Here is a 25,956-nt window from a genome sequence, read left to right on the forward strand (position 1 = left end):
CGATTTTTTAAATATATCGACGTTTCGACAAGGGCTATCGACTTGCCGAAAAAAGTTGGCAAAAAATGATCCTCTATTTTACTACGTGCTTGTAAATGCTAAATTGCTCAAGATTTCATTCTATACGTAGCGAAGGTAGTTTGATATGAGAACGAAGAGCGTAAGAATAGAGATGAAAAAAAACGGAATGCTCATTGATTTTCTTCCGGATTTCAGTTCGTTAATTCCTAGAAGAATAAAGGAACAGCTGAGAGCAAATTGTATGTATGGGGTAAATATGAAGTTATCAGTAATAAGAGAATAAGTGCAAAGCGATATGGTGAGAAGAGTAAGAAGTCCTAAAACAATCCGTAATCCAGTTTGCATGGAAATCCCCCTTTTAAATAGACTATTTATCGGAATAGTTCTGAGAAGCTAAGAAATAAAGCACCAGCACCAGCTATGAAAGCAAATATACCACTAGATTTTCTGTCTTGTTTTATTTCTCCTAGTCCTATAGTGAAAGCCATTAATCCTAAGAAAATAAACATATAAGGCATCATTTCTCTATTACCAGTAAAATATCCATAGATTACTATACATAATGCAATGAGTGCAAAAGTAATCTGTAATCCTTTTAGCATATATATCCCCCCTGTTATTTTATATAGCTAATGATGAGGAAAATCTAAATAAATCCGATTCTTGAATCCTTTTTCTTTATTTGTTCAAGGGCAATGAGGAATAGTAAAGCACCTAATAGAAATTGTGAAAGTGGTAGAAAGTTATTTTGACCTGTATAGAGCCCGATTGCCGACATAAAGATCACACTAATCGCGATTATGATACGAAGTACGCGAAGCATATTATGAATTCTCTTTATTCTTTTTTGTATAAGGATTATCTTCTGGTTTATCAATGGAATGTTTGTAAGCATACCCTTTATTAATCGTCATGACGGAGAGTACTAGTATGACTAGGACGATTATAATACCGATAATTAATATTTTGAACATGGAATCCCTCCTTTTCTTTATTTTACATAATTTTGTAATTGATGAAAACAATAGAAATAAAAAGGATGAAAGAAGGGTGTTACATGGAGCAGAAAAAAACATATTATATATCAATAGCAAATGGTCAAATTTCACAAGTGAAGACGGCGGATACGTATAATTTTGAGATTTCCGCGAGTGATGAGGAGATTACGGAGTTGAGAGAGTACTTCGATCAAGCATATGTAGAGGATTTAGGTTCATTTGTACGCTCCCACGTTCCATTTGTTGAGTATCATCACGATTCAAATAATGACCGATATGATGAACAACTACAAAAAGCATATAAAATGATTTACGATTTAGGAAATCATGAGACGAAAGAATTAGTCGCGCAAATGGGAATAATCAATGGATTATAATTGGATAATATTATGCAGAAAAGCGAGAATATGCTACAATTTGTGGTAGGAAAAACTTGTAACCATCAATAGGGGAGTAATGGCATGTACAAATTTAAAGATTATTACCACAACACTGTACAATTATCGTTTGAACGTTATCCATTTTCTCCTGAGCCAAAGCATGTTTGGGTTGTATGCCGGTACGGGGATCAATGGTTATTAACGCATCATTTACGTCGCGGTCTTGAATTTCCAGGTGGTAAGGTGGAACTCGGGGAAACACCGGAAGAAGCGGCGGTTCGAGAAGTTCATGAAGAAACCGGCGGCATAGTTTCTGATTTAACTTACTTAGGACAATATAAAGTATCTGGAAAAGACAAAATAATCATTAAAAACATTTATTTTGCAACAATTAGTGCGGTAGAAGCACATACGCATTACGAAGAAACGAAGGGATCTGTTTTATTAACAGACATTCCTGACAACATTAAAACGGATAGAAAATTTAGCTTTATAATGCGCGACGATGTATTAGCGCGTACGATGAAACATATAGAAGAAATCGGCTGTTTTACGAAGTAAAGTAGCCGGTTTCTTTTTTGTGTTTAAGAATAAATGTAAATATATCTTTACATTATTTTGGATATATTATACAATTTTGTAAAGATATATTTACATTTTAGGAGGGGAAGATGGATAAAAGTAAAGAAACGACTGTTACTGTTTCGATGGTTAAATTAAATTTCTATTCATGTTGTATAGCATTCGTTCTGGCGATTGGAGTTAGTTCTTTACATGCGCTTCTTTCAGGCGGTGTTCAATTTGAAATTACGTTACCAACTATGTTTCTTTTTATTATCGCAATGATTGTTCTCGTTTGTATTCATGAAGCGATACATTTAATAGGATTTCGCTATATCGGCGGTGTTCCGTGGAGTGAACTAAAATGGGGCGTCAATTGGAAATTAGGTGTTGCATATGCTCATTCTAAACAGGCGATTACAGTAAAGCAAATGAAGAAAGTGTTAATGCTGCCGTTTTTACCAACTGGAATTTTGCCAATTGTAATTGGATTAGCTATGAATATGCAATCCATCTCATTTTTAGGGATTTTACTAACAGCAGGTTGCATCGGTGACATTGCCTTATATCAAAAAGTGTCAAAGTTTCCAGATGATGCGCAAGTTAAAGATCATCCGAGTAAACCGCAGTTTACAGTATATGAATCATAAAGGAAGAGGAGGCGTTCGGGAAACGAAGCCTCCTTTTACTATTGAATTGTTTTGATCTCTGCCTTTAAAAACGAGAGAGCCTCCAATAAATCATCCACCATACGTGAATGCTCAAAGTCACTCCAAAACGAATCTTTCTTCCAAACGCCATGAATTCCTACTTGTTCAGAACCAAGTACATCATTTTCTGGATGATCCCCAATGTAAAGACATTCTTCTGCCTTAACACCTAACTTTTGTAAAGCTCGTTTGAAAATATCAGGATGAGGTTTTTTCATTCCTTCCGCTTCTGAAATGAGAATGGTGTTTGTATACGTATGTAAGTTCAGAGCACGGAGATTGCTCATTTGAAAGTTAGTAAAGCCGTTTGTAATAATGCCGATTTTAATATTTTGTTGTGTTAATTGTTGAAGTAATTCATGCATGTTTGGGAAAGGGATACAATGATGTTGAAAATTTGTAATGTAGTCGTGCAGCAGTTGCTCTGATGTTAAAGTGGTAATGTTATATTCGCCAATGAGAGTAGCATATACTTTATCCTTCCAGGTGTAGCCATTGTTGTCGAGTTCGAGAAAACGAGAACAATATTCGGATTGTTCAATGTTCATAAAATGAAGAGAAAAGCGATTGTATTGGTCATGAATAAATCGCTCTAAAGATTGTCGTCGATCTAATAGTGTCCCATCTAAATCAAATAGCACAGCGTGAATCATATGTAACCTCCTTAAAGCTTTTATAAATAATTATCGCATATTCGTTAGAAAATGATTATCATATTTTTGTAGGCTGTAACGACGGAGGTTTAAATGAAAAAATTGTATGGAAAGTTAACATGTTTTATAATTTCAATTGGTTTAGTCGCCGGATGTGATATGGCGGAGCAAACTTTGAAAAGAGAGAAGAAAGATGTGTGCGAAACGACAGAAGAATGTACAGAAATAGGCGATAAAACGCTCCAAAAAGTATATGGAAAGATAGATGGACTTTCAGAACTTGAAGTACCAGAAGAGGATGTAACGGAGCAACATACTGCAAGTAATGAGATGAAAAAAGCAGAGCAGAAAAAAGACGATGATGAAAATTATTTCTTTTTAGCTTCCTATTATATTGATGGTGATGAAATTGTAGATCCTTATTTTGAAAAAATAGAACGGAAACGTTTAAATAAAGTATTCGCTGAAGATAAAGAAGCGAAAGAAGAGGTGCTACAACAACGTCAAGATAGAGGGTACCATGAATCATTATGGGACATGTACAGCACTCTTATTCCAGCTAAATATCGCAGCGACATAAAAGAATTCGATATGATGACAGACGGTTACGATGGAATTGTGGCCCATGTTATGCCAAGTATGGAATATCCGAAAGAATGGGTTCTTAGTTTAGATACGCTTGATTCTGCAGTAAATATCGATGAAGTGATGAAAACATTAATTCATGAGACTGCTCACGTGTTAACGCTAGGTCATAAACAAATACCAGTAAATGAACAGTACTTAAAGGCTTTTGAAGAAGATAAAGATATTGCATCATATCAAAATAAATGTAAATCGCTTTTCTTACAAGAAGGGTGTGCGAAGGAGAGTTCTTATATTAATCAATTCCATAATTCTTTCTGGAAACAAATTGAGCAAGAGTGGACAGAGAAGAAAGTGGAAGAAAGTGAAGAAGCTCAAATGCAATTTTTCAAGGAGAGACAAGATGAGTTTGTATCTGAATACGGAACAACCAATGTAGCGGAAGATATCGCAGATACATTTACAGCGTTTATTTTACAAGATTCAAAAGAAGTGAAAGAAGGGACAGCGCTAAAGTATAAGAAGATTGCTTTCTTCTATCAATTCCCTGAACTTGTAAAAATGAGAGCAGAAGTATTATCGGGATTATACGATGTTTCAAAAACGATAGAACAATAAATTAGATACTAATGTGAGTTATATGCTCGATATGTAGGAGTGGTGAAACGAAAACGCAAAGACGTTCAAATCTTTGCGTTTTTTCTTCTTTTCGATAAAATTGAAAATTCTGTCTTTTTATTAAAAAGAAGAAGGAACTGGCGTTATAAAATAGAATTAGTATAAAAACGTCACAATTTAGACACAATTATAATGCGCGTGTTGTAGGGGATATAAGTTTACTCTCGAGGAGGTAATGAAACGTATGAAAACGATTCTTGCTGTTGCTGGTCTCATTTGGGTAATGTCTCATAGTTTTCCGATCTTTGAAGGGGAGCAAATTCGTAGTGCATTAAATAAAAAGTTCAATGATTATCATGTGATAGATCGAAAAGATAATGTCGTTACAGTACGTGTGAAAGATTGTTTCCATACAGTTACGGTTGCGGATGGAAACGTTACAAATGAAACAAAGTTGTGTGATAAAAAGTAAAAGAAAGAAGCTGACTATAATGTGTAGGGTCAGCTTCTTTTTTGTTTTCCAATTAGAAGTTTCTCGAATGCCTCCACAAACACATACATAAGAGTTGCAAGGACACATGTGAGGAGTACGCTAAGTAAGACGAGCGTGAAGTTAAAGACTTGGAATCCATAGCTAATTAAATAGCCAAGTCCTTGTTTAGACACGAGAAGCTCACCGAAAATAACACCGACCCATGACAATCCAACATTTACTTTTAGCGTTGAAATAATGGCTGGGAACGATGAGGGGAGTATAACTTGCTTATAACATTGCCATTTATTTGCGCCAAATGTGTCCATCACTTTTATATAGTTAGAATCGACTTCTTGAAATGCACTGTAAATAACGAGGATGGTAATAATGATGGAAATGATTACGCCCATTGCAATAGACGATGAAATATTTGGACCGAAGATTACAATGATAATCGGACCAAGTGCGACTTTTGGCATGGCGTTTAGGACGACCAGATATGGATCAAGTACGCGAGCTAAAAGTGGCATCCACCAAAGGAAAGTAGCGATGATTGCTCCAAGTACTGTCCCAAGAATGAAACCTATTCCCGTTTCAAGCAATGTCGTCCATATGTGAACCCAAAGAGAACCGTCAATCCATTTACTAAGGAAGAGATCCAAAATGCTTGAAGGAGAGCTAAAGAGTAAAGGATCAATCCACTCTTTTTTACTAGCTATTTCCCATAGTGCAAAGAAAAGAATAAGTAGTAAAAGTTGTAACGACCTGGCTAACCATGCGCGCCTGCGTTCTTTCTTTCGAAACTGTTCATGTAGTTGCTTTATATTATCCAAGGCGCTCCAGCTCCTTCCATATATTTTGGAAGAGGGATGGGAAGTCATGGTGGTGGCGTGATTCTAACGGTGATAAGGAGCGGATACTTTCCGGGACGATGAATGTTTTTGCAATTTTTCCAGGGTTTGCTTGTAGTAAATAAATACGGTCACTCATCGCAATTGCTTCTTCGATATCATGTGTTACAAGGAGTGACGTTTTTTTATATTTACGTAGCAAGTTGAAGACGAGCTCTTCTAGTTTCAGCTTCGTTTGATAATCGAGCGCTGAGAATGGTTCATCTAGCAATAAAATTTTCGGATCGGTCGCTAACGTTCGAACGAGAGCGGCACGTTGACGCATACCACCGGATAATTCGCGGGGATATAGTTCTTCTACATCATGTAGACCGACTTGTTTTAAAAGCTGTAAAGTATGTTTTTTCGTCTGTTCATCGTAAATTTTTCGGGTGTGAAGCCCGAGCATAATATTTTCTTCAATTGTTTTCCAAGGAAACAAGTAGTCTTGCTGAAGCATATATCCCATAGATGAAGTTTTCGTTGTAATCGGTTCACCATCTAAAAAGACGATACCTTCAATTGGATCAAGTAGCCCAGCGATAATGGAGAGGAGGGTCGTTTTGCCGCAACCACTTGGACCGAGTATAGAAATAAATTCGCCTTCTTCCACTTGTAAGCTCATATCTTCGAGAATCAGTTTCGCATTCTCTTTTGCGAAAAAGCAGTGAGAAACGTTACGTATTTGTAAAAAACTCATACACTTCGCCTCTATTTCTTAATAACGCTTTCGGCAATTTTTGTATTGACGAGCGCTTCATGTGGGACTTCTTTTTGCAATTCGCCAGCATTTTTCATAATCGTTTGGAGTTGTTTCCATTCTTCAGCATCTAATAGCGGGTTTGTCGCATAGGAATGTTGCTTTTTATACCGTTCAATTACTTTTACTGTAATGTCTTTTGAAGTGTCTTTAAATAAAGGAGAAACGGCATCAGCAATCTCTTCTGGACTATGAGTATCAACCCATTGTTGTGCTTTATAGAGAGCACGTGTGAACTTTTCAGCAGCAACTTTATCCTTTTTTAAGAAACTTTCCTTTGCCATGAACGATGTATAAGGAACAGTACCGGATTCACTTCCGAACGAAGCGACGATATAACCTTTTCCTTCTTTTTCGAGTATACTTGCAGTCGGTTCAAAGAGCTGCACGAACTCTCCAGTGCCAGATGAGAAGGCATTTGCAATGTTAGCAAACTCGATATTTTGAATTAAGTTTGTATCTTTGTGGGGGTCAATGCCATTTTTCTTTAAAACATATTCTCCAACCATTTGCGGCATGCCGCCTTTACGTTGTCCTAAAAACGTAACACCTTTCACGTCATTCCAATTAAAAGAATCTAATTTTTTACGCGATACTAAAAATGTTCCATCTGTTTGTGTGAGTTGTGCAAAGTTGATGACAGGATCTTTTGCTCCTTGTTGATGAACGTAAATGGACGTTTCGGAACCGACGAGAGCAATATCAATTCCGCCAGATAAAAGAGCGGTCATCGTTTTATCTCCGCCAGCTGTTGTTTGTAAATCAATATTTAATCCTTCATCTTTAAAAAATCCCTTTTCAATTCCAACGTATAACGGGGCATAGAAGAGAGAATGGGTAACTTCACCGATGCGGATGTTTTGAGTTTGATCTTTCGTACCTTCTTTTTTGCTACTACAAGCAGCGAATGTGAAAACAGCCAGTAACAGGATGCAAAAAACAGCTATTAATTTTTTCATTAAATGACACCTCCTAAAAGTCAATCTACAAGCAGGATATGTAGGTAAGTGCCCATATGTGAGTATAGATAGCAGGAATTTTTTGGAGGATAAAGAAGTACAAATATAAGGGGTGATAAAATGGAGTACGAATACGATGATAGCGTACATTTACATCTTGACTATTTCGGAGCAGAATGTGATATGGAATCGATTGCTTACAAGAGAAAGCATGAAGACGTATGGGATGTGTATTTTAATTTTGGGGTATATGGTATTCAGAAAAATGAGGTAGAGATAGGTAGGTTTATGGACGAATATGCTGGTTATTACGTTTTTTCTGTACATGCTCGTGATTTAAGCTGGGAATTTGGAAGTGCTCAGTTTGAGGAGTGGGTTTTGAAGAATCATATCGTTGAAAAAGCGCTACAAAAATAGGGAGAAACTTAGTGATCGATTTTCTCATACTATTGTTCATTTTAGTAGTTGGATTCTTCATTATGCAATTTCTTAGTTACCAATTTGCAAAGAAAAATATTCATAAATACAAGGAAGTAAAATGGGTTCGTATGTGGTTAGATATGACGATGAAAAAGGGGCCAAGACTAGATTTTTTTGATTTTGTATTTCTAATAATCGTATGTATTATATGGAAAGTATGGATATATTCTTTTATATAATGAATAGACGAATGTCTGTTAGAATGAAAAAGAACCTGTCAGTGTTGATGGGTTCTTTTTTTATAGTAATATTTTTATCCCGCTTTAATGGGCAGTAAGACCCCCACCTCAAAATTCAGCGAAAGCAAAGAAGTTAGGTGGGGGCCGGGCTGCCCATAAAAGTCCGATTGGTGAAGGCTAATAATCAGTGGGGGATGAAGAAAACCCCCACTGATTAAAGTTTCACTTTATGGAGTATAGTTTATTTATGTTGGTAGAATATAGAGAAGAAAAAGTGTTATTTTTAAGGGGAAATTAAGGATACATGTGTATAATACAAACACAACGGGAGACTAACTGCATATAAATATGGTATTTTGTATAGGACAATATGTTTGCTGATGCGAGGCGAAGGGGTAAAGGAAAGAGGGAATAAATTGCGTTTTAATGTTTTAACACAGCGACGAAGAAGAGATGAATTTCATTTTAGCTTTTCGGCTCAGCAGCCGAAAAAGAACCTATTAATTTCAATCATTCTTAGTGGAATGTGGGCAATTTGTTTAGAGACATTGTTTTTTGTAATACTAAGTTCTTTCGAATTCGAGAAAACTAAAGAATTTTTTGACGGGAAAATGCAACTCAGTATACTCATTATTATTTTGTGGGGCGTACTCTTATACGTCATTCATTTAAATAAAGGCATTAGTCATAAGCTTAGGCCAGCCATTCGAGTGTACATCGTATTATTTTTGATCGCACATACAATGAACTGGATGTATATCATGATACAGGAAGATATGAACCTTCTTTTAGTAAATACGTGGGTTTATTTACAACATGGACAGTATATGTTAAGTCTATTGTTTATTTATATGGTATATATTTTTGTGTATAGTTTGCTTGGAAGAATTTTCTTAAGTACAACGATAACTAGTGTAGTCTTACTTGTTTTTGTGCTGGTGAACTATTTTAAAATCATGTTTAGAGGAGATCCATTCTATCCGTCTGATTTCACACAGATCGCTCATATGGATTCTGTTATACCGATGGTTATGGAAGCCTTTAGTTTTTGGAAGATGTTTCTCGTAATAGTTGGTATTGGGTTGCTTATATGTGTAGTTATGTATATACGAAAGCATATTCCAGTTATAAAATCTCATATTATTATAAGGATTATTTTAGTATGTGGATCTGCGTTTATGGTGTATGCATATAGTAATTTTTCTAATACCTTTATGAATAATTTATTCCAAAAAGGTGGAGTAGACATTCGTGCGTGGAATCAAACTACAAATTATCAGGTAAATGGTTTTGTTATAGGATTTTTAAGTAACTTAGATACGACGGTCATCGAAGAACCAGAGGGATATTCAAAGGAAAATATGCAGCGTATTGCTAAGGATATAGAGAAAACATATGGTGGCAATATAGGTGGACAAAAAAAGGTAGAGAAGCCGAATATTATATTTATTATGAGTGAAGCTTTTTGGGATCCGACAAAATTAACGAATCTTTCGTTTAGCGAAGATCCAGTGCCGAATTTACATCATTATATAGAGAATTTTCCTGGGGGACAAACGATAGCCCCTACATTTGGCGGAAATACAGCGAATACAGAATTTGAAGCATTAACAGGTTACTCGATGAGTCTCTTAATGCCTGGTTCTATACCGTATCAACAAGCCATTCCAAGTCAGAAAGAAATTCCATCTATTGCAAGCGAATTGAAAAAACAAGGGTACTATGCAAGTGCAATTCATGCTTTTAATAGATCGTTTTATAAAAGGGACGATGTATATAAAACGTTGGGATTCGATCATTTTAATGCAGAAGACACGATGAAAAACACTGAAGTAGTGGGAGACAATATCGGTGATTTATCTATGAGTAAAGAAATAATAGATGAATTGAATAAGAGAAAACAACCGACGTTTATCCACGCGGTGACGATGCAAAATCATTTTCCATATAAGGAGAATATGTTTGGTGAAAACAAAATAGAGATTAGTGGATTAACAGAAGAGGAATCGAAGGCGGAATTAGAAGCATATACGGAAGGCGTAAGACTCTCGGATGAAGCGCTGCAGTATTTAATAGAGCAGCTTGACGATTTAGAAAGACCCACTTTAGTAGTTTTCTTCGGAGATCATTTGCCTTTATTAGGGACTAATAAGTCTATTTATAAAGAAGCAGGATATATAGAGAATGAAGAAACTGTAAGTGAAAGATTAGCTATGGCAGAAACACCATTGTTAATGTATGCAAATTTTGATTTGCCAAATGATAATTTAGGTTTAGTAAGTCCAATTTATTTCTCTAATCTTGTTTTTGATTATGCAGGATTAAATAAATCACCGTACTACCAATTTTTATCAGAAATGCATAAAGAAATACCAGTGCTTAGAGATGAATTAAAGGTTAATAAAGATGGGGAAGAGATAGATTTAACAAAGAAACAAAAAGAAATGTTGGAGCAGTATAAAATGATCCAATATGATTTACTCGCTGGAAAGCAGTATAGTAAAGAAACACTCTTTAAATAAAGGAAACAAAAAGAACTTGTATCATGGGTACAAGTTCTTTTTAATATTTAACGGGGTAACCAGACAAGCTGGGTTTAGGGAGTATTACCTGTGCTTTTAGTATATATGAAAATGTAATCGTTTTATTAATTGATTTGTGAGAAATATGTGAATTATTATCCCTTTCAAAATTACGGACTAAAGAGTTATAATAAATCCCTCTAAATTTGTAAAATCGTAATTGGAGGGAGAAAATGAGATTAACTGGATTTCAATTAAAAATGTTAGCAATGATATTAATGGTCTGTGATCATGTGTATCAATACATACCGAATAGCCCAATTTGGTTAACATACGTAGGACGTATTGTTGCACCAATTTTTCTATATTTTGTTGTAGAAGGATTCTTTTATACGCGAAGCCGGAAAAAATACATAGCAAGAATGTTTATGTGGGCAGTTATTATGAAGACGGGAAGTATTCTTATTATGCTACTTGTTCCTCCAAAAGGAGAGGGCATACAAAATAACATTTTTCTATACTTTGTTTTTGCATTTATATTATTAATTACGTTAGAACAATTTATGAAGAAAAAAACGATAATGCATTTCATATATGTTGTGTTAGGAACTGCTATTGCTTTATTGCCAGAGATGAGCATTTTTGGTGCTATGTCTGTATATGCTTTTTATTTCTTTAGACATGATAAGTTGAAACTGTCGATAGCGTATGTTGTAAGTAGCATTGTTGCTACGATAGCTATGGGGTGGATTGCAGAAGGTGGAGCGATCTTTACAATACATGCTCTACTTGAAAATTATCAATGGATGATGATTTTCGCCCTGCCCTTCTTGCTACTTTATAACGGAGAAAGAGGCTATAATAAGACGTGGGCAAAGTATATGTTTTACGTATTTTACCCAGTACACATTTGGATGTTATATATCATTGGGCAATTTGTTTAATATGTTGAAGAGGAGTTCGTCCTTTAGGACGAACTCCTCTTTTTAATTGGTTGCTAAGCCGATATAATGCAGTTTGTGTACGAGTTCAATTTATCCCGCTTTAATGGGCAGTAAGACCCCCACCTCAAAATTCAGCGAAAGCAAAGAAGTTAGGTGGGGGATCAACTGCCCATAAAAGTCCGATTGGTGAAGGCTAATAATCAGTGGGAGATGAAGAAAACCTCCACTGATTAAAGTTTCACTTTATAATCTTAACCATAAAGAAAATAATTTCTAGTTAAAAGTTTGATTTTAGGAAAGTACTTTTATATATATAGTTTTAATTATCAGAAAAATCAATTAAAATAAGAGAGAACTGAAAAAAATGTAAAAAGAGGTGGAATATTGAAAAGTTTTTGGGGTGGGAAAATAGTAGAGTTTTTTATTAGTATCGCAGTTATTCTGACTGTAAGTTATTTGCCGTTTTCTTTGTTTTTAGGGAATAGCCTTAGTTTTACTACATATTTAGAGAGGTTAGCTTCGCCAAAGGATATTGCACATATTGATACAAACACTATGCAGTCAATTCCTTTTTTTGAACGAATTATGGAACCGTATACGTATTCTATGACCATTCTTTTAATTGCTACTTGTTTAACAATTATACTTTCAATTGGTCTTTCATCCGTATACTTATTAGTTTCTTCTAAAATTAAAAAGGGGATTGAGAGTTGTTTAATTTTAATAGAATCAGTTCCAGATTTATTATTAATTTTTAGTTTACAATTATTTGCTGTATGGCTGTATAAACAGACAGGGTATCGCTTCGTTACTATTTATGCGTTTAATGATGAACGTGCCTATTTCTTACCTATTCTTTGTATGACTATCGTTCCAACTCTGCATTTTTTCCGTATTATCGTTTTATTTTTAATGGAAGAGAAGAATAAGCCTTATGTGGAATTTGCTCGTGCAAAAGGGTTTAGTAATAAATATATACTGTATGTGCATTTATTACGTAATATAATGTATCATCTGTTAAATCACTTACAGCCACTGTTCTTGTTCATGATTTCAAGCCTCTTAATGGTAGAAGGTGCCTTTAATATTACAGGGTATATGTCTTTCTTAGTAAGGGCAGGTACTTTAAATCCTTTAACGATGGCATGGTGGATTCTTTTATTATTTGTTCCATTCTATATTCTATTTGCTATTATACATTACCGAGTAAATCGTATTACAGGAGGGGCTTCTCATGATATATAGAAACTTTCGCTCCAAACGTTTTTTGTTTGGTGTCCTGTATTTTGTAGGGATTGTTGTAATTAGTTATCTTATTACGTGGTTTGGTAAGGATTTATATACGAGTAAGACGATATGGATAAGAGATGAGAGTGGGAATGTTATTGGGGCAGCTCCGTTCAATCCACTTACAGTACCACCGCTCGGTACAGATCGTAACGGTTTGAATTTATTTTTTCAATTATTAGTAGGGGCAAAGTTTACCATTTTATTCGTATTTGGCATATGTGTTGTACAAGTGTTTCTCGGTACGGTATTAGGTGTAATATTAGCTCATACACCATCCATCGTACAAAATTTATTTCAAAAAATATGTAAAGTGTATTTCTTCATTCCGACAGTGCTATGGGCGATTTTGTGGATATTTCCAATCATGTTGCACAGTGAATTAACTGGATTTAATATGGAGATTATTATAAAGCAATTTACTGTTCTTTGTTTTGCGCTACTGCCAGCTGTTATTCTTTATGTGAATCAAGAAATCAATTTATTTATGAAAAATGAGTTTGTTACTACTTCGAAAATATTAGGTGCTTCAAGGTTTCGGATTATTAGAAAGCATATATGGTTGTATTTAAAAGAAATCCTTGTCGTTCTTTTTTTACAGCAGTTTGTTCAATTATTTACGTTATTAATTCATTTAGCGTTTTTTGGGATTTTAATAGGGGGACGAGGTATAGATTATGATACGAGGAAACCATACTCACTTACGAATGAATGGGCGGGGTTAATTGGTCTATACAAAAATGAATTTTTAGCGGCACCATGGATTGTCATTGCACCACTATTATTCTTTACGGTTTCGATATTCGTTTTACATTTAATGATTAAAGGAATAAAGAAAGAGCGAGGTAGAGGCTTATATTCTATGGATAAAAAGAAAAAGAATGAGCCATATGAACAAGGAAAGGAAAAGAAAGAAATAGATAAAGCTTTGTTCATTCAGGTATCGTCTAAATCGATAGAAAAAGGTAGTTAAGAAAAAAGAATTTGCTGTAAGGGCAAATTCTTTTTTTATTGCAGCGGGACTATGAATTTAAAAATTTTATAAGTTCCGTATTTAATTCATCTGCTTGATCGATTGGGGAACCGTGGCCACTATTTGTCAGAGCATGTAGTTGCGCATTTTTAATCCGCTTTTGCGTAAGCTCAGCGCTTTTATACGGGATAAGTTGGTCGTGAACGCCGTGGAATATTTTTGTCGGAACGTTAATCTTGCTTAAATCTTTCGTTACGTCTTCGTTTGCAGCTGCTTGCAAAATTTTGATGAGAGCATAGGAAGCGGACTGCATACCGAGATAAGAAAACCATTCTAACGTAGCAGCCCCTAAGTTTCTATTAAAAAATGATAAAGATACGTCACTTAAAAACTTTGGTAAATTTACATACATTTGATTAATGAGCGCATCTGCTTGTTCTTTTGGTACACCGTAAGGGGATTCTTGATTTTTAACGAATGAAGGAGAGACCGCATCAATTAATGCGAGCTTAGAAATGCGGTGACCGTTATAGCGGGACATATAGCGAATAGAAAGAGCACCACCGACTGAAAAACCGACTAACGTAGCATTTTCTACTTGGAGTGCTTCTAGGACAATCGCGATATCATCGGCTAATCGATCATATGTGTAACCAGTCCACGGTTTATCAGGTTGCCCATTTCCGCGTATATCCATGGCGATGCAGCGAAAGCCATGCTGTGGTAAAACATTGAGTTGATATTGATACATTTGATGATTTAAAGGCCAGCCATGGACGAAAAAAACCGTTTTACTACCAGGACCGGGATTAACGTCTTGCACAAAAATATGCACATCTTTCTCGACCGTAACAAACATGCAGTATCCCCCTTATGTGTATTAGTAGGCCCTATTCCAAAAACGTTGTTTTGTCATCGCTTGAATAAATTCATTTGCTAGGAGCGTAGGGTTTTGTTCTATTAAGACACCAGGCTTTCCTTCGATATTTAAAGATTGAATAATAGTAGAACCATTTTGGAAGGAACCAATTGGCTTAAAGTGATTATATGATTCTACGACAAATGAATTTGCTTTATTAAGAAAATGTTCATCCATATTTCCACCAATAAGAAGGAGACCATCGTAAAGAAGCGGAGATCCAGTTAGGAAAGTATCATTTACTTCCCACTGTACATTTTGTGTTCCTTGCACTGTGCCTAGTTTTTCAGAAATAATGACTGGTTGAAGACCAACTTGCTTCAACTGATTTATTATATATTGTGCATTTTGCCCATCATATCCGTTTGCAACGATGACACCTACCCGTAATGTATTTGGACTAAATGTCGTATTTGCCATGCTCAGTGCTGGAGAGATCGTTGTAACGTTGGACTCTTGAACATTAGGGACTTTTGCTCCGACTGCTTCGGCTACTAATGTGGCTAATTCTGTACTAATATGCCCGACCATATCTACGACTTGTTGGCGGACGGATTTACTTTTAACCTTTCCTAATTCAAAGGAGAAGGCTTGCATAATATGAACTTTTTCGACGTTACTCATACTATTCCAAAATAAACGAGCTTGAGAGAAATGGTCTTTGAAACTAGCGGCTGTTTGTCTCGTTTTATGTCCAGATACAGTAGAAGGATATGTAACGAAGCCGCCTTTTGTCCCAGGCACAGTGTAAGGAGAATTATTTGCTAAGGAGTTATTATGGTAAGCAACTTTTCCTTTATCGATTATATATTTAGAAGCGCCATCTCTCTGGTTATTATGAAAAGGACATACTGGACGATTAATCGGTAACTCTTGATAATTTGTACCGACGCGTGCTAATTGTGTATCAGTGTAAGAAAAGAGCCTGCCTTGTAAGAGAGGATCATTGGTAAAATCAATACCGCGGACGATGCTTCCGGGATGCAGTGCGACTTGTTCTGTTTCAGCAAATACATTATCGACGTTCTTGTTTAACGTCATTTTTCCGATGATTTTAACCGGGAAATCTTCTTCAGGCCAAATTTTCGTTGCATCTAATATGTCGAAATCATATTTAAATTCATCCTCTTCTTCTAAAATTTGAATGCCAAGTTCATATTCCGGATAGTTTCCAGCATTAATATTTTCCCACAAATCACGGCGATGGTAATCTGGATCAGCACCGCCTAACTTTTGAGCTTCATCCCAAATTAATGAATGGACACCAAGCTTTGGTTTCCAGTGAAATTTTACAAAACGGGACTTTCCATTTTTATTAACTAAACGGAATGTATGAACGCCGAAGCCTTGCATCATTCGAAAACTTCGCGGAATCGTACGATCGGACATAATCCACATCATCATTGCAGCGGACTCCTGATTATTGGCGATGAAATCCCAAAACGTATCGTGCGCTGTTTGTCCTTGTGGAATTTCATTATGAGGCTCTGGTTTAAGAGCATGAATGAGATCGGGAAATTTAATACCATCTTGAATGAAAAATATCGGGATGTTGTTACCGACTAAATCAAAATTACCTTCTTCTGTATAAAATTTAACAGCGAACCCTCTTACATCTCGATTCGTTTCATTTGCACCTTTTGATCCGGCTACTTCAGAGAAACGAACGAAAAGCGGCGTTTTTTTTGAAGGGTCTTGTAGAAAGTTTGCCATTGTTAGTTCTTCTAAAGATTCATATAGCTCGAAAACACCATGTGCGCCGTATCCTCGTGCATGAACGACTCGTTCAGGAATTCGTTCACGATCAAAATGAGAAAGCTTTTCTCGCATAAGGAAATCTTCTAGAAGGGTAGGACCACGATCGCCGACGGTTAAAGAGTTTTCATCATTTGAAATTTTAACACCTGTATTTGTTGTCATTTCCTTTCCTTCATTATTACGTGTAAAGGATTCGAGCTGTTCTGTCTTTTTATTTTCTTTGTCGTCCATATAAAACACCTCCCATAATATACGTATTATTGTTTAAAGTTTTTATGCTTACATATAGCCTGAAGATATTGCTATTTTGGGATGATTTTCCTCAAATGTTCGATTTATCTTTGTTTGTCTATGAAAATCATTTATTATAATAAATGGTATTCTTCGAGATATTATTTTGAAGGGGTGTTGAAGTGAAAGAAAGTTTTCTATCATATAAAGAAGAAGAAAGGAATGCCAAAATCTTTTTATGGCTGCTATCTGTCATTGTTGTTGTATACCAAGTTCTTTATACAACCCTATTAGAAAATAAAGCACCAATGGAAAATTTGCATAGAGGAATTTGGCAAGTTATATGCGGAGTAGCAATATTGTGCGTGAATATATATTTAATAAAAAAAGAAAAAGCAAATCTTATTAAATACGCTGGGATCCTCGTATACATAGGGATAGAAATCGCTAATATACTTTTGTATATGCTTTATAATAAGGCGGCATTTGATGGGACGAATGTAATAGAAATTATTCTCATTTTCTTTGTACCTATATTTTTAAATAAAAGATATTTTGTGTGTTTACTGGCGGCTATTATAGGGAAATATTTGATTTATTTATTTGTATTAGAGGAAGTAAAAGCATTCATGTTCCTTATTATGTACACACTTGTATTAATAGCTACATACATCATTTTAAATCGATTCTTGCAATATCTTTCAGCGGTAAAGGAAAGTATTAGGATTGCTAGTGAATCACAACAGTTAGCAGTAATCGGAAAAATGGCAGCGACAGTTGGACATGAAATTAAAAATCCACTTGCTTCATTAAAAGGATTTACACAATTACAGCGAGAGAAGCATGAGGAAGATCCAATTTATAAACGGATGATTCTTGAAATAGAGAATATGAATAATATGATTAGTGAATTGATGGAAGTTGCTACATGCAAACCCTCTGTTTATAAGCAACATGATGTAGGAGAGATTGTATTACAAGCAGCAGCAACTCTTCGTGAAAAAATGTGTGAGTCAAATATTCAGCTTATTTCTAATGTGGAAGGAAAAAAGATAGAGATTGAATGTGATGAACGAAAAATAAAGGGCGTATGTATATATATTATAAAAAATGCTCTGGAGGCAATGGAGCAAGGTGGAATATTAGAGTTACGAATAGAAAATAAAGATCAAGATTATGTAATGATCAGTATAATTGATAATGGCTATGGAATTAAGGATGAATATATAACGCTTGTTAAAGAGCCTTTCTATACAACGAAACACGATAAAATTGGTCTGGGACTTACGGTAGCAGATCGAATTGTTACTGAGCATCTTGGTGAATTACATATTTTAAGTGAAAGAAATATTGGAACGAGAATAGACATTTCTCTCCCAAAAAAGTATGAAAATAATGAAATACAGGTAGAGGAAAAGCTAGGAGTTACCATATGAATAAAGACTATATATTTGAAAATGAAGAAATAAAGGCGCTCAAAGCGTTTTTAAGCTTATTTTTTATTATATTTTTTGTATATGACCTTGCCTATGAATTTATCGTACCTTTAATAGGTGCAGAGCAAGAAGGGGTAGGCGTATTTGAAGATGGTTTAGGTTTATGGCTTTATGTTTTGATGATAATCTTATTTTGCACTGGAATATACTTCATGAAATGGAAGAATCCATTTATGGTAAAGTATATGATTCTAATTGGCTATAATCTGTTAGATTTTATTCATAATATTATGATTTACTATGGTAGCGATGCTGAGTTTGATGGTGGAAATATAGTAGAAGGATTTTTTATTTTATTTGCACCAATCTTTGTAAGTAAAAGATATTTTTGGTTAGTCGTAGGGATATTGGTTGGAAAGTACGCTCTTATAGGAATCATTATTCAATCTTCTCTCGTATTAATCCCAATGGCATTATGTAGCGTATTTGCTATTATATGTTGGATTATATTTTTGAGACTGCAGTCTTATGTTCGTACGCTTGAGATGATGGATAAAGAAATAAAACAAACAGAAAAATTAGCAACAGTTGGGAAAATGGCGACAGCTATTGGCTATAAAATTAGAAGACCTCTAGCAAATTTGAAAAAACTTGTGAATAAGCAAGCAAACAAATATCCAGAAGACAAGATTTATAGTGATATTATGAAACAAGAGGTAGATCGAATTCATACAATTGCTACAGAACTTAGTGGGCTTGAGAAATCTAATTCGATAGAATCAGAAACTCATAATATACAAGAAATTATCTCTTATGTTATTCAAGTTATGGGCAAGCCAGCTTTAGAACAAGGGGTACACATACAAGGTATTTACAGTAAAGACATACCGTTAATCACATGTGATGAAAAACGATTAAAACAAGTGTTTTTTAACTTAATTAAAAATGCAATTGAAGCAATGTCAATTGGCGGAACGATTACGATTAAAGTAATTGTAGAAGATGGAATCATTGTTCAAGTGAAAGATGAAGGTTGCGGAATTCCAAAAGAGAAAATTCCGAAGTTAAATGAAGCTTTTTATACAACGAAAGAAACGGGAACAGGATTAGGATTAGTAGTTACAGAAAAAATTATTAAAGACCACAACGGTAAGATGAGTTTTGAAAGTGAAGTTGGGGTTGGAACGACGGTTAATATTATGTTGCCGATATAGTAGTGGAGTTTTAAAAAGGGAGATCACCTATTTGAGAGTGATCTCTTTTTTGTTAAATAAATTACTTTAAAGAGGGAACTAAATATTAGTGATTAGAAAAACAGAATATACAGCACTGGCAGTAATTCCAGGGGCAATATAAAGGGATAGAGCATCTCCTCTCGAAACGGGGTTTCCAGCTGTAATGCTAGTCCAGGTTACAGTGGCTGGACCTACTGCTGGAGTAGGATTAAATACTTGAATTTGTCCCGATCCAGTATCCGTCGGTTTAATTGAAAATACCATAGTTCCGGTAATTTTGTCAGTAGTAGTTAAGGTAATAGTAGATAGAATGTAACTAGAGGTAGGGGCAGTGAGGTTTGTGGGGACATTCCTGCAAATATCAATCGTATAAACAGAAGCAGGTAAGTTATTTACATTTATTGACGCAGTAAAGCCAACTATACTACCGGATCCAGCAGTGACATATGGAATAACATTAGAGTCAATTCCAGGAGAGCCCGCTATACGTTGGAACCCAGCATTTGTTCCTTGAAAAACAATACTTTTAGCTGAAGCACTACCCGCAGAGCCAGTGGGTCCAGTACTCCCGGTAGATCCAGTGTTTCCGGAAGGTCCGGTGATACCAGTGGGTCCAGTACTCCCGGTAGATCCAGTGTTTCCGGAAGGTCCGGTGATGCCAGTGGGCCCAGTACTCCCGGTAGATCCAGTGTTTCCAGAAGGTCCGGTGATGCCAGTGGGCCCAGTACTCCCAGTAGATCCAGTGTTTCCGGAAGGTCCGGTGATGCCAGTGGGCCCAGTACTCCCGGTAGATCCAGTGTTTCCGGAAGGTCCGGTGATGCCAGCTGGTCCAGTGATACCAGTGGGTCCAGTACTCCCGGTAGATCCAGTGTTTCCGGAAGGTCCGGTGATACCAGTGGGTCCAGTACTCCCGGTAGATCCAGTGTTTCCGGAAGGTCCAGTGATGCCAGTGGGCCCAGTACTCCCGGTAGATCCAGTGTTTCCGGAAGGTCCAGTGCTCCCCGTAGGTCCACTTTCCACTAATACGATATAATCTAGAGATATATTTGGAAAACCTTGAGGTGCATCTTTTTTAACAACATAGCCGCTGCCCGTATAAGTGACAACTTGTCCTTTTTTATAGTTGGGAGCGGCTGCTAGACTAAAGGTGGTAGTACTTTGTAAACCGGCACCGGAAGGTCCTATAGCCCCAGTCGGTCCTGTAGCCCCTGTAGGCCCGGTGCTTCCGGTAGCACCGGTGATACCAGTGGCGCCGGTACTACCAATAGAACTGCCGTTTCGTCTGCCGTCGCAACTAAAGCAATTACGTTGATACATGTACGTTCTCCTTTCTACATTTTGGAAATCTAGTTTTAAAAATAGAACTACTATATATATATTAGAAATTCTATGTTTTTGTGTGGTTGATTGTATTGTGTATATAGATTTCAAAAATAGGGGGGAGAATTGAATTTTTTTAGAGGAACCATTTTTCTTGCGGAAGCAAAGCAATATTTATATCAAAATTCGCATTAAACCAATCATATATCAATTTTTCTTTCACTAAATATTTAGAGACGGAGTGTGATACAGCCTCTTTTATCACATATGTTAGTCTTAATTTTTTGTATACAATGATTTAGAAAAATAGTGGTACAATATATGAAGGATACGAGAAGAGAGGATGAAGATTAGAGTATGTACGTTACTGTAACAGAAGCAGCATATAAAAAGATTATGGATACGATTCCAAGTGAAGCGAAATATATAAAATTATTCTACGATAATGAAGGTTGCGGTTGTGTAATGAGCGGAATTATCGATTTAGTAGCTATAGCAGAAAAAGATGAGCGTGATGTAGATATTGAATCAAACCAATTTAGCTTTATCGCAGATCGTACAAAGCTTGTATTTATGGATGACAAGTTAACAGTCGATTGGCATGAAGGTGGAGGGACTTTTCAGCTAAAAAGCCCGAGCCAGTTTTATAATCCAAATATGAAGTTACATGTTCGAGTGTAACAAAGAAAAGGCCGCCCAAAAATATTTTTGAAGCGGTCTTCTTTAATTATATAAGATGTTATTATTGGCGTTTTTGTTGATAAATTAATATCCCTTGTTGAATCGCCGATATGACTTCGTTTACAAAATGAGCTACTTAATACAATGAAATGTACATATGATTGAATTTTCTGTATAATCGTATTTGCGGAGGGGATACGCATGAGAAAATGGGGAATGGAGTTATTACTTTTAAGTGTCGTTATTATTTGGGGGATTAACTTTACGATTGCGAAATATGGACTTTTAGAATTTACAGCAATTGAGTTTACTGCACTTCGGATGATATCGGCGGCACCGCTTATGTTACTCCTTACATTTTTTATTGAAAAGTCGGTTTATATGGAGCGAAAGGATATACCTAGATTAATTATCGTTAGCTTTGTAGGTATTGTACTGTATCAAACGTTATTTATGGAAACTGTCAAATATACATCCGCTACAAATGCCTCTTTACTTATTTCTATTTCACCTATTTTTACAACTGTATTTGCGATTTTCTTGAAACAAGAAAAATTTTCTTCTCGAAAGCTTATCGGTTCTATCATTGCCTTTTGTGGTGCAGCCTTAGTTTTAGTAGCAGGGAATTCACTTGCTAGTTCTTTTTACGGGAATGGCATTGGATTAATTACATCAATATGCTGGGGGCTTTATCCTGTTTTAGCAAGTCCATTAATTAAAAAATATTCAGCACTGCGTGTTACCGCATGGTCAGCACTAGTTGGCGCGATTCCGCTCTTACTTTTAAGTGGACCATACGTATTTATAATGCCATTTCACATTACACATGGAATGACACTATTTGCTTTACTTTATTCTATTTTCTTTGTAACAGTGTTCGGTTTAGTTATGTGGTATGTTGGAGTTCAAAAAATTGGAGCGTCACATACGATGGTATATATGTATATAACGCCGCTTGTAGCTGTTTTATTTGCAGCAGTATGGGCAAAGGAATATATTTCATTACAACAAATAATTGGTGGAATGGTCATTTTCTTCGGTCTATGGTTTGTGAAATCAGAGAAAGTAAAAGTACATTCTACTGCGGGGGAACCTATATCAAAATAGGAAAACAGATCACCTATGATCTGCTTTCCTATTTTTTTATTTTTGGTAAGAAGATGAGAAATAAGATCGCAGTAATAAGTGGAATTAAGTTTAAAAATGGAATACGGAAGAGTGTGATAAGAATAATACCCGGAAGAAGAACACCGAGGACAGCGTAGAAAATACTATGGTTTTTCGTGTACCAATACAATGAAAGTCCAATAAGTGCAGGGACAATGAGGTGGATGAGAGCCATTAAAAAATAAATCATTAGACGCCCCCTTTATTTGTGTACTCATTACATCATATCCGTATGTTCATAGATTGATATCAATTTTTTCATAAATGGACGAAAAATGTTTGGAAAAACGTCACAAATTATGAGAATATGATGTTTGAAATCTTGTATAATATTATTTCCTAAAAACATTCAAACAACATAAACATTGTGTTTATGTTGTTTTTTAATTTGAGTGAAATGGGTTTAAGTAGTATGGACTTGAAAGAAGTTTTTTGTTGGATAGATGAAAATTACTGAAGAAGAGGAGAACAGCATGATTAGTATGTCATTAAGGTCGTTTAAAATTCAATCGTATTATCTATTAGGTATTCTTTTGCTAGGCTGGATGGTAACACCGTTTTCAGCACATTTTTTAGGTGCAGGAATTGGACTTATCGTAAGTATGTATTGTGTTTGGCTTTTAGGGAGACGAATTGAGAAGCTTGGAGATAGTATCGTAAAGAAAACGAAAGCACCGACGCTCGGTATGTTTAATCGTTTTGCCGCTGCTATTTTGGGCGCTATTATTATGTACGAAATTGAGCACCATATGGTGATGTGGGCATTTGCAGTAGGGATTATGGGCGGTTATTTCTTAATCGTTGTTAATTTAGGATACTATAGTATGAAAGATGAGAAGGAATTAACGAAGAGTTAAAAAGTTAAAAAGCCTCTTTTTAGATGAAATAGAGGATCCGGCGATGGATGTACAACAGGAAGCGAAACTTTGCATAAAATACAGGTTTCAGCTTCCAATAAGTTAACATGAAATCACTGATTAGTATGGCCCTTAGGTTCTTTAAAAAAGTTGGATATAATACAACAAATTATTCCGGTAATTAGAATAATGTATTTTATCGTTTCACTTGTATGCTCAAATAAATTAACGTTAAGCATCACAAGTCCCCAAAACATTTGGATTGCTCCATAACTGAATAAAATTTTTCCTGTACGAGAAAAATTTTTCATAGGCCTCATCCTTTCCTGTATATGTAAATTATAGCATGGGAAACTTAAAATGAATGATTATAAAATGAATTTTCTGTATTTTTCGGGTATTGGTAAGTGATTTTATGAGCTAAGTTACAGATGAAGAGATTAAAGTTTTAAGATATAGAAAGAAGCTTACGCAAAAACGTAAGCTTCTTTTTTATGTAAGTGTGTGAACCGTAAAGTCGCATTGGGTTTTGTCGGTGAGTACGCAAAACTTTACGGTTACACAACACTTATTCATATGAGTAAAAGGGTTATTCCAACAGAAAGTTTTAATTTAAGCGATTGGACCGCCTAAGTTAATAATGTCTTCAGAAACGCTTTCGAACTTTTTGAAGTTCTCTTTGAATTCATTTGCAAGCTCGATTGCTTTTACTTTGTAAGCAGCTTTATCAGCCCAAGTTTGTTCAGGCATTAACACTTCGTCAGGTACACCTGGTACGTGAAGTGGAACTTCAAGACCGAAGATGTCATGTTTAGCTGTTTCAGTTTTCGCAAGTTCGCCGCTTAATGCTGCTTGAATCATTGCACGAGTGTAACCTAAGTTCATACGCTTACCAACGCCGTATTCGCCACCAGTCCAGCCAGTGTTTACTAAGAATACTTTTGCGTCATATTTCTCGATTTTTTCACCAAGCATTTCAGCATAGCGAGATGCATCAAGTGGTAAGAATGGTGAACCGAAGCAAGTTGAGAATGTAGCTTGCGGAGATGTAACGCCGCGCTCTGTGCCTGCTAGTTTACTAGTGTAACCACTTAAGAAATGGTACATAGCTTGTTCTTTTGATAACTTACTGATTGGAGGCAATACGCCAGATGCATCAGCAGTTAAGAAAATAATTGTATTTGGATGTCCTGCAACACTTGGCAGTACGATATTGTCAATCGCATGCATAGGGTATGCAGCACGTGTATTTTCTGTTAAAGTAGTATCGTTGTAGTCTGCGATACGCGTTTGGTCATTAATGATAACGTTTTCTAAAACAGATCCAAATTTGATTGCATCAAAAATTTGTGGCTCTTTCTCGTGAGAAAGGTTTACGCATTTCGCATAGCAACCGCCTTCAATATTGAATACACCGTTATCAGACCATCCATGCTCGTCGTCACCGATTAATTTACGGTTTGGATCAGCAGACAATGTTGTTTTACCTGTTCCAGATAATCCGAAGAATAGTGCCACGTCGCCTTCTTCACCTACGTTTGCAGAGCAATGCATAGAAAGGATATCTTGTTCAGGTAGTAAGAAGTTCATAATAGAGAAAATTGATTTTTTCATTTCTCCAGCGTATTCTGTACCACCGATCAGTACGATACGTTTTTCGAATGAAACCATAATGAATGCTTCAGAATTTGTGCCGTCAATTGCTGGGTCTGCTTTGAAGTTCGGCGCAGAAACAATTGTAAATTCTGATTCATGAGTTGTTAATTCTTCTTCAGTTGGACGAATAAATAATTGGTGTACGAACAAATTATGCCATGCGTATTCGTTAACAACTTGAATTGGTAGGCGATAGTTGCGATCAGCGCCTGCAAATCCTTTGAAGATGAATAACTCTTCTTTTTCTTTTAAGTATTCTAATACTTTTGTATATAATTTATTAAAATGTTCTTCAGAAATCGGTTGGTTCACAGCTCCCCAAGCAATTTTGTCAGCAACCGATGCTTCTTTCACAATAAATTTATCTTTAGGAGAACGTCCTGTATATTTTCCAGTTGAAGCAGAAACGGCACCAGTCGAAGTTAATTTCCCTTCATTTCGCATTAATACTTTTTCCACTAATTGCGGAACACTTAGTTGAATCTGTGCATTGCTTCCGTTCAATAATTCATGTAAACCAATTTGGACATTCACAGTACTCATATTTATATACCATCCTTTTCATTTAATGAAATATTTCTCGTAATCCCCATCAATAGTATAACACAATTATATAAATAATGTATACTATTTCTTTATTTTTGTTTGTGTGAATGTATTAATTCCTTATTAATATTCCATTCTCTCTCTATTGAGAAAAA

29 protein-coding genes and 1 pseudogene are annotated in these 25,956 nt (G+C 35.7%); 16 read left to right on the forward strand and 14 right to left on the reverse strand.

Going from position 1 to position 25,956, the window contains the following annotated elements; translation table 11 throughout:
• Positions 1 to 392: 392 nt before the first annotated feature.
• The 3 genes from EUC40_RS03015 to ytzI are packed head-to-tail and all read right to left on the reverse strand — an operon-like array spanning position 393 to position 995.
• Complete coding sequence (locus tag EUC40_RS03015; RefSeq protein WP_016085834.1) at positions 393 to 623, reverse strand: YczI family protein; 231 nt, start codon at positions 621 to 623, stop codon at positions 393 to 395.
• A 44-nt stretch (positions 624 to 667) separates the two neighbouring features.
• Positions 668 to 844: a hypothetical protein gene (locus EUC40_RS26865; protein ID WP_167520139.1), complete on the reverse strand. Its 177-nt coding sequence runs from the start codon at positions 842 to 844 to the stop codon at positions 668 to 670.
• A gap of 1 nt (position 845) precedes the next feature.
• Entirely contained in the window at positions 846 to 995 is a 150-nt protein-coding gene (gene ytzI / locus EUC40_RS03020) for a YtzI protein (protein ID WP_156573606.1), read from the reverse strand.
• Positions 996 to 1,078: 83 nt separating this feature from the next.
• Between ytzI and EUC40_RS03025 the strand changes: the two genes are divergently transcribed.
• The 3 genes from EUC40_RS03025 to EUC40_RS03035 all read left to right on the forward strand — a co-directional run bounded on the left by EUC40_RS03025 (position 1,079) and on the right by EUC40_RS03035 (position 2,610).
• Complete coding sequence (locus tag EUC40_RS03025; protein WP_071710958.1) at positions 1,079 to 1,396, forward strand: hydrolase; 318 nt, start codon at positions 1,079 to 1,081, stop codon at positions 1,394 to 1,396.
• Between the two features lie 84 nt (positions 1,397 to 1,480).
• A complete protein-coding gene (gene mutTA, locus EUC40_RS03030) occupies positions 1,481 to 1,960 on the forward strand; it encodes an antimutator 8-oxo-(dGTP/GTP)ase (protein WP_000276383.1) in 480 nt (159 codons plus the stop codon).
• 110 nt (positions 1,961 to 2,070) lie between these two features.
• Positions 2,071 to 2,610, forward strand: a complete 540-nt coding sequence (locus EUC40_RS03035; RefSeq protein ID WP_156573608.1) for a DUF3267 domain-containing protein — start codon at positions 2,071 to 2,073, stop codon at positions 2,608 to 2,610.
• Positions 2,611 to 2,648: 38 nt separating this feature from the next.
• Here EUC40_RS03035 and EUC40_RS03040 read toward each other — a convergent pair whose 3' ends face one another.
• Complete coding sequence (locus tag EUC40_RS03040) at positions 2,649 to 3,323, reverse strand: HAD family hydrolase (RefSeq protein WP_156573609.1); 675 nt, start codon at positions 3,321 to 3,323, stop codon at positions 2,649 to 2,651.
• A gap of 93 nt (positions 3,324 to 3,416) precedes the next feature.
• Here EUC40_RS03040 and EUC40_RS03045 point away from each other — a divergent pair, with 93 nt between their 5' ends.
• The gene (locus tag EUC40_RS03045) at positions 3,417 to 4,526 is read left to right on the forward strand and encodes a hypothetical protein (protein ID WP_071710961.1); all 1,110 of its coding nucleotides are present in this window, start codon (positions 3,417 to 3,419) and stop codon (positions 4,524 to 4,526) included.
• 244 nt (positions 4,527 to 4,770) lie between these two features.
• A complete protein-coding gene (locus tag EUC40_RS03050) occupies positions 4,771 to 4,998 on the forward strand; it encodes a hypothetical protein (RefSeq protein WP_000849121.1) in 228 nt (75 codons plus the stop codon).
• 29 nt (positions 4,999 to 5,027) lie between these two features.
• Here the strand turns inward: EUC40_RS03050 and EUC40_RS03055 are convergent, their stop codons facing one another.
• From EUC40_RS03055 to EUC40_RS03065, 3 genes are read right to left on the reverse strand one after another with little or no spacing between them, the layout of a single operon-like run.
• The gene (locus EUC40_RS03055; protein ID WP_156573610.1) at positions 5,028 to 5,834 is read right to left on the reverse strand and encodes an ABC transporter permease; all 807 of its coding nucleotides are present in this window, start codon (positions 5,832 to 5,834) and stop codon (positions 5,028 to 5,030) included.
• Complete coding sequence (locus EUC40_RS03060) at positions 5,827 to 6,591, reverse strand: ABC transporter ATP-binding protein (protein ID WP_000009052.1); 765 nt, start codon at positions 6,589 to 6,591, stop codon at positions 5,827 to 5,829. The genes EUC40_RS03055 and EUC40_RS03060 overlap by 8 nt, the downstream gene beginning before the upstream one ends.
• Before the next feature lie 11 nt (positions 6,592 to 6,602).
• Positions 6,603 to 7,610: an ABC transporter substrate-binding protein gene (locus tag EUC40_RS03065; protein WP_071710963.1), complete on the reverse strand. Its 1,008-nt coding sequence runs from the start codon at positions 7,608 to 7,610 to the stop codon at positions 6,603 to 6,605.
• 120 nt (positions 7,611 to 7,730) lie between these two features.
• On the opposite strand from EUC40_RS03065, the gene EUC40_RS03070 reads away from it, so the two are divergent.
• The 6 genes from EUC40_RS03070 to EUC40_RS03095 all read left to right on the forward strand — a co-directional run bounded on the left by EUC40_RS03070 (position 7,731) and on the right by EUC40_RS03095 (position 13,995).
• On the forward strand, positions 7,731 to 8,027 hold the full coding sequence (locus EUC40_RS03070; protein ID WP_071710964.1) for a DUF3986 family protein: 297 nt from the start codon (positions 7,731 to 7,733) through the stop codon (positions 8,025 to 8,027).
• An 11-nt stretch (positions 8,028 to 8,038) separates the two neighbouring features.
• Complete coding sequence (locus EUC40_RS03075) at positions 8,039 to 8,269, forward strand: hypothetical protein (protein WP_071710965.1); 231 nt, start codon at positions 8,039 to 8,041, stop codon at positions 8,267 to 8,269.
• A 380-nt stretch (positions 8,270 to 8,649) separates the two neighbouring features.
• The gene (locus tag EUC40_RS03080; protein WP_156576906.1) at positions 8,650 to 10,791 is read left to right on the forward strand and encodes an LTA synthase family protein; all 2,142 of its coding nucleotides are present in this window, start codon (positions 8,650 to 8,652) and stop codon (positions 10,789 to 10,791) included.
• Between the two features lie 233 nt (positions 10,792 to 11,024).
• Positions 11,025 to 11,735 carry a TraX family protein gene (locus EUC40_RS03085; RefSeq protein WP_156573611.1) on the forward strand — a complete coding sequence of 237 codons (711 nt, stop codon included), beginning with the start codon at positions 11,025 to 11,027 and terminating at the stop codon, positions 11,733 to 11,735.
• 384 nt (positions 11,736 to 12,119) lie between these two features.
• Positions 12,120 to 12,980 carry an ABC transporter permease subunit gene (locus EUC40_RS03090; protein ID WP_071710968.1) on the forward strand — a complete coding sequence of 287 codons (861 nt, stop codon included), beginning with the start codon at positions 12,120 to 12,122 and terminating at the stop codon, positions 12,978 to 12,980.
• Entirely contained in the window at positions 12,970 to 13,995 is a 1,026-nt protein-coding gene (locus EUC40_RS03095; RefSeq protein WP_156573612.1) for an ABC transporter permease subunit, read from the forward strand. Before EUC40_RS03090 ends, EUC40_RS03095 begins: the two co-directional genes overlap by 11 nt.
• 49 nt (positions 13,996 to 14,044) lie before the next feature.
• Here EUC40_RS03095 and EUC40_RS03100 read toward each other — a convergent pair whose 3' ends face one another.
• The gene (locus EUC40_RS03100; protein ID WP_156573613.1) at positions 14,045 to 14,854 is read right to left on the reverse strand and encodes an alpha/beta fold hydrolase; all 810 of its coding nucleotides are present in this window, start codon (positions 14,852 to 14,854) and stop codon (positions 14,045 to 14,047) included.
• 21 nt (positions 14,855 to 14,875) lie between these two features.
• On the reverse strand, positions 14,876 to 16,903 hold the full coding sequence (locus tag EUC40_RS03105; protein WP_156573614.1) for a catalase: 2,028 nt from the start codon (positions 16,901 to 16,903) through the stop codon (positions 14,876 to 14,878).
• A 182-nt stretch (positions 16,904 to 17,085) separates the two neighbouring features.
• On the opposite strand from EUC40_RS03105, the gene EUC40_RS03110 reads away from it, so the two are divergent.
• A complete protein-coding gene (locus EUC40_RS03110; protein ID WP_156573615.1) occupies positions 17,086 to 18,339 on the forward strand; it encodes an ATP-binding protein in 1,254 nt (417 codons plus the stop codon).
• The gene (locus EUC40_RS03115; RefSeq protein ID WP_071710973.1) at positions 18,336 to 19,553 is read left to right on the forward strand and encodes an ATP-binding protein; all 1,218 of its coding nucleotides are present in this window, start codon (positions 18,336 to 18,338) and stop codon (positions 19,551 to 19,553) included. Before EUC40_RS03110 ends, EUC40_RS03115 begins: the two co-directional genes overlap by 4 nt.
• A gap of 78 nt (positions 19,554 to 19,631) precedes the next feature.
• On the opposite strand, the gene EUC40_RS03120 is transcribed toward EUC40_RS03115, so the two are convergent.
• Both EUC40_RS03120 and EUC40_RS27565 read right to left on the reverse strand, forming a co-directional pair.
• A complete protein-coding gene (locus EUC40_RS03120; RefSeq protein WP_156573616.1) occupies positions 19,632 to 20,891 on the reverse strand; it encodes a collagen-like domain-containing protein in 1,260 nt (419 codons plus the stop codon).
• A 139-nt stretch (positions 20,892 to 21,030) separates the two neighbouring features.
• Positions 21,031 to 21,144 (reverse strand): annotated as a pseudogene (locus EUC40_RS27565) (Nif3-like dinuclear metal center hexameric protein); the annotation flags it as partial.
• Between the two features lie 107 nt (positions 21,145 to 21,251).
• On the opposite strand from EUC40_RS27565, the gene EUC40_RS03125 reads away from it, so the two are divergent.
• Positions 21,252 to 21,575 carry an iron-sulfur cluster biosynthesis family protein gene (locus EUC40_RS03125; protein WP_071710975.1) on the forward strand — a complete coding sequence of 108 codons (324 nt, stop codon included), beginning with the start codon at positions 21,252 to 21,254 and terminating at the stop codon, positions 21,573 to 21,575.
• A gap of 201 nt (positions 21,576 to 21,776) precedes the next feature.
• A complete protein-coding gene (locus EUC40_RS03130; protein WP_156573617.1) occupies positions 21,777 to 22,682 on the forward strand; it encodes a DMT family transporter in 906 nt (301 codons plus the stop codon).
• A gap of 28 nt (positions 22,683 to 22,710) precedes the next feature.
• Here EUC40_RS03130 and EUC40_RS03135 read toward each other — a convergent pair whose 3' ends face one another.
• A complete protein-coding gene (locus EUC40_RS03135) occupies positions 22,711 to 22,932 on the reverse strand; it encodes a hypothetical protein (protein WP_000639047.1) in 222 nt (73 codons plus the stop codon).
• A gap of 283 nt (positions 22,933 to 23,215) precedes the next feature.
• Here EUC40_RS03135 and EUC40_RS03140 point away from each other — a divergent pair, with 283 nt between their 5' ends.
• Complete coding sequence (locus EUC40_RS03140; RefSeq protein WP_156573618.1) at positions 23,216 to 23,599, forward strand: ATP synthase subunit I; 384 nt, start codon at positions 23,216 to 23,218, stop codon at positions 23,597 to 23,599.
• 113 nt (positions 23,600 to 23,712) lie between these two features.
• Here EUC40_RS03140 and EUC40_RS03145 read toward each other — a convergent pair whose 3' ends face one another.
• Together EUC40_RS03145 and pckA are read right to left on the reverse strand one after the other, a co-directional pair.
• Positions 23,713 to 23,910 (reverse strand): hypothetical protein, encoded by a 198-nt coding sequence (locus EUC40_RS03145; RefSeq protein WP_156573619.1) that lies wholly within the window; start codon positions 23,908 to 23,910, stop codon positions 23,713 to 23,715.
• 301 nt (positions 23,911 to 24,211) lie between these two features.
• The gene (gene pckA / locus EUC40_RS03150; RefSeq protein ID WP_156573620.1) at positions 24,212 to 25,798 is read right to left on the reverse strand and encodes a phosphoenolpyruvate carboxykinase (ATP); all 1,587 of its coding nucleotides are present in this window, start codon (positions 25,796 to 25,798) and stop codon (positions 24,212 to 24,214) included.
• Between the last annotated feature and the right edge of the window lie 158 nt (positions 25,799 to 25,956).

The sequence above is a fragment of the Bacillus luti genome, from assembly GCF_009739945.1.
GTDB lineage: Bacteria > Bacillota > Bacilli > Bacillales > Bacillaceae_G > Bacillus_A > Bacillus_A luti.

Excerpts from the sequence above, each read along its gene's own strand:
- EUC40_RS03015 (WP_016085834.1), bottom strand. The coding sequence starts at position 623 with ATGCTAAAAGGATTACAGATTACTTTTGCACTCATTGCATTATGTATA.
- EUC40_RS26865 (WP_167520139.1), bottom strand. The coding sequence starts at position 844 with ATGCTTCGCGTACTTCGTATCATAATCGCGATTAGTGTGATCTTTATG.
- ytzI (WP_156573606.1), bottom strand. The coding sequence starts at position 995 with ATGTTCAAAATATTAATTATCGGTATTATAATCGTCCTAGTCATACTA.
- EUC40_RS03025 (WP_071710958.1), top strand. The coding sequence starts at position 1,079 with ATGGAGCAGAAAAAAACATATTATATATCAATAGCAAATGGTCAAATT.
- mutTA (WP_000276383.1), top strand. The coding sequence starts at position 1,481 with ATGTACAAATTTAAAGATTATTACCACAACACTGTACAATTATCGTTT.
- EUC40_RS03035 (WP_156573608.1), top strand. The coding sequence starts at position 2,071 with ATGGATAAAAGTAAAGAAACGACTGTTACTGTTTCGATGGTTAAATTA.
- EUC40_RS03040 (WP_156573609.1), bottom strand. The coding sequence starts at position 3,323 with ATGATTCACGCTGTGCTATTTGATTTAGATGGGACACTATTAGATCGA.
- EUC40_RS03045 (WP_071710961.1), top strand. The coding sequence starts at position 3,417 with ATGAAAAAATTGTATGGAAAGTTAACATGTTTTATAATTTCAATTGGT.
- EUC40_RS03050 (WP_000849121.1), top strand. The coding sequence starts at position 4,771 with ATGAAAACGATTCTTGCTGTTGCTGGTCTCATTTGGGTAATGTCTCAT.
- EUC40_RS03060 (WP_000009052.1), bottom strand. The coding sequence starts at position 6,591 with ATGAGTTTTTTACAAATACGTAACGTTTCTCACTGCTTTTTCGCAAAA.
- EUC40_RS03065 (WP_071710963.1), bottom strand. The coding sequence starts at position 7,610 with ATGAAAAAATTAATAGCTGTTTTTTGCATCCTGTTACTGGCTGTTTTC.
- EUC40_RS03070 (WP_071710964.1), top strand. The coding sequence starts at position 7,731 with ATGGAGTACGAATACGATGATAGCGTACATTTACATCTTGACTATTTC.
- EUC40_RS03080 (WP_156576906.1), top strand. The coding sequence starts at position 8,650 with ATGCGAGGCGAAGGGGTAAAGGAAAGAGGGAATAAATTGCGTTTTAAT.
- EUC40_RS03085 (WP_156573611.1), top strand. The coding sequence starts at position 11,025 with ATGAGATTAACTGGATTTCAATTAAAAATGTTAGCAATGATATTAATG.
- EUC40_RS03095 (WP_156573612.1), top strand. The coding sequence starts at position 12,970 with ATGATATATAGAAACTTTCGCTCCAAACGTTTTTTGTTTGGTGTCCTG.
- EUC40_RS03100 (WP_156573613.1), bottom strand. The coding sequence starts at position 14,854 with ATGTTTGTTACGGTCGAGAAAGATGTGCATATTTTTGTGCAAGACGTT.
- EUC40_RS03105 (WP_156573614.1), bottom strand. The coding sequence starts at position 16,903 with ATGGACGACAAAGAAAATAAAAAGACAGAACAGCTCGAATCCTTTACA.
- EUC40_RS03115 (WP_071710973.1), top strand. The coding sequence starts at position 18,336 with ATGAATAAAGACTATATATTTGAAAATGAAGAAATAAAGGCGCTCAAA.
- EUC40_RS03120 (WP_156573616.1), bottom strand. The coding sequence starts at position 20,891 with ATGTATCAACGTAATTGCTTTAGTTGCGACGGCAGACGAAACGGCAGT.
- EUC40_RS03125 (WP_071710975.1), top strand. The coding sequence starts at position 21,252 with ATGTACGTTACTGTAACAGAAGCAGCATATAAAAAGATTATGGATACG.
- EUC40_RS03130 (WP_156573617.1), top strand. The coding sequence starts at position 21,777 with ATGAGAAAATGGGGAATGGAGTTATTACTTTTAAGTGTCGTTATTATT.
- EUC40_RS03135 (WP_000639047.1), bottom strand. The coding sequence starts at position 22,932 with ATGATTTATTTTTTAATGGCTCTCATCCACCTCATTGTCCCTGCACTT.
- EUC40_RS03140 (WP_156573618.1), top strand. The coding sequence starts at position 23,216 with ATGATTAGTATGTCATTAAGGTCGTTTAAAATTCAATCGTATTATCTA.
- EUC40_RS03145 (WP_156573619.1), bottom strand. The coding sequence starts at position 23,910 with ATGAAAAATTTTTCTCGTACAGGAAAAATTTTATTCAGTTATGGAGCA.
- pckA (WP_156573620.1), bottom strand. The coding sequence starts at position 25,798 with ATGAGTACTGTGAATGTCCAAATTGGTTTACATGAATTATTGAACGGA.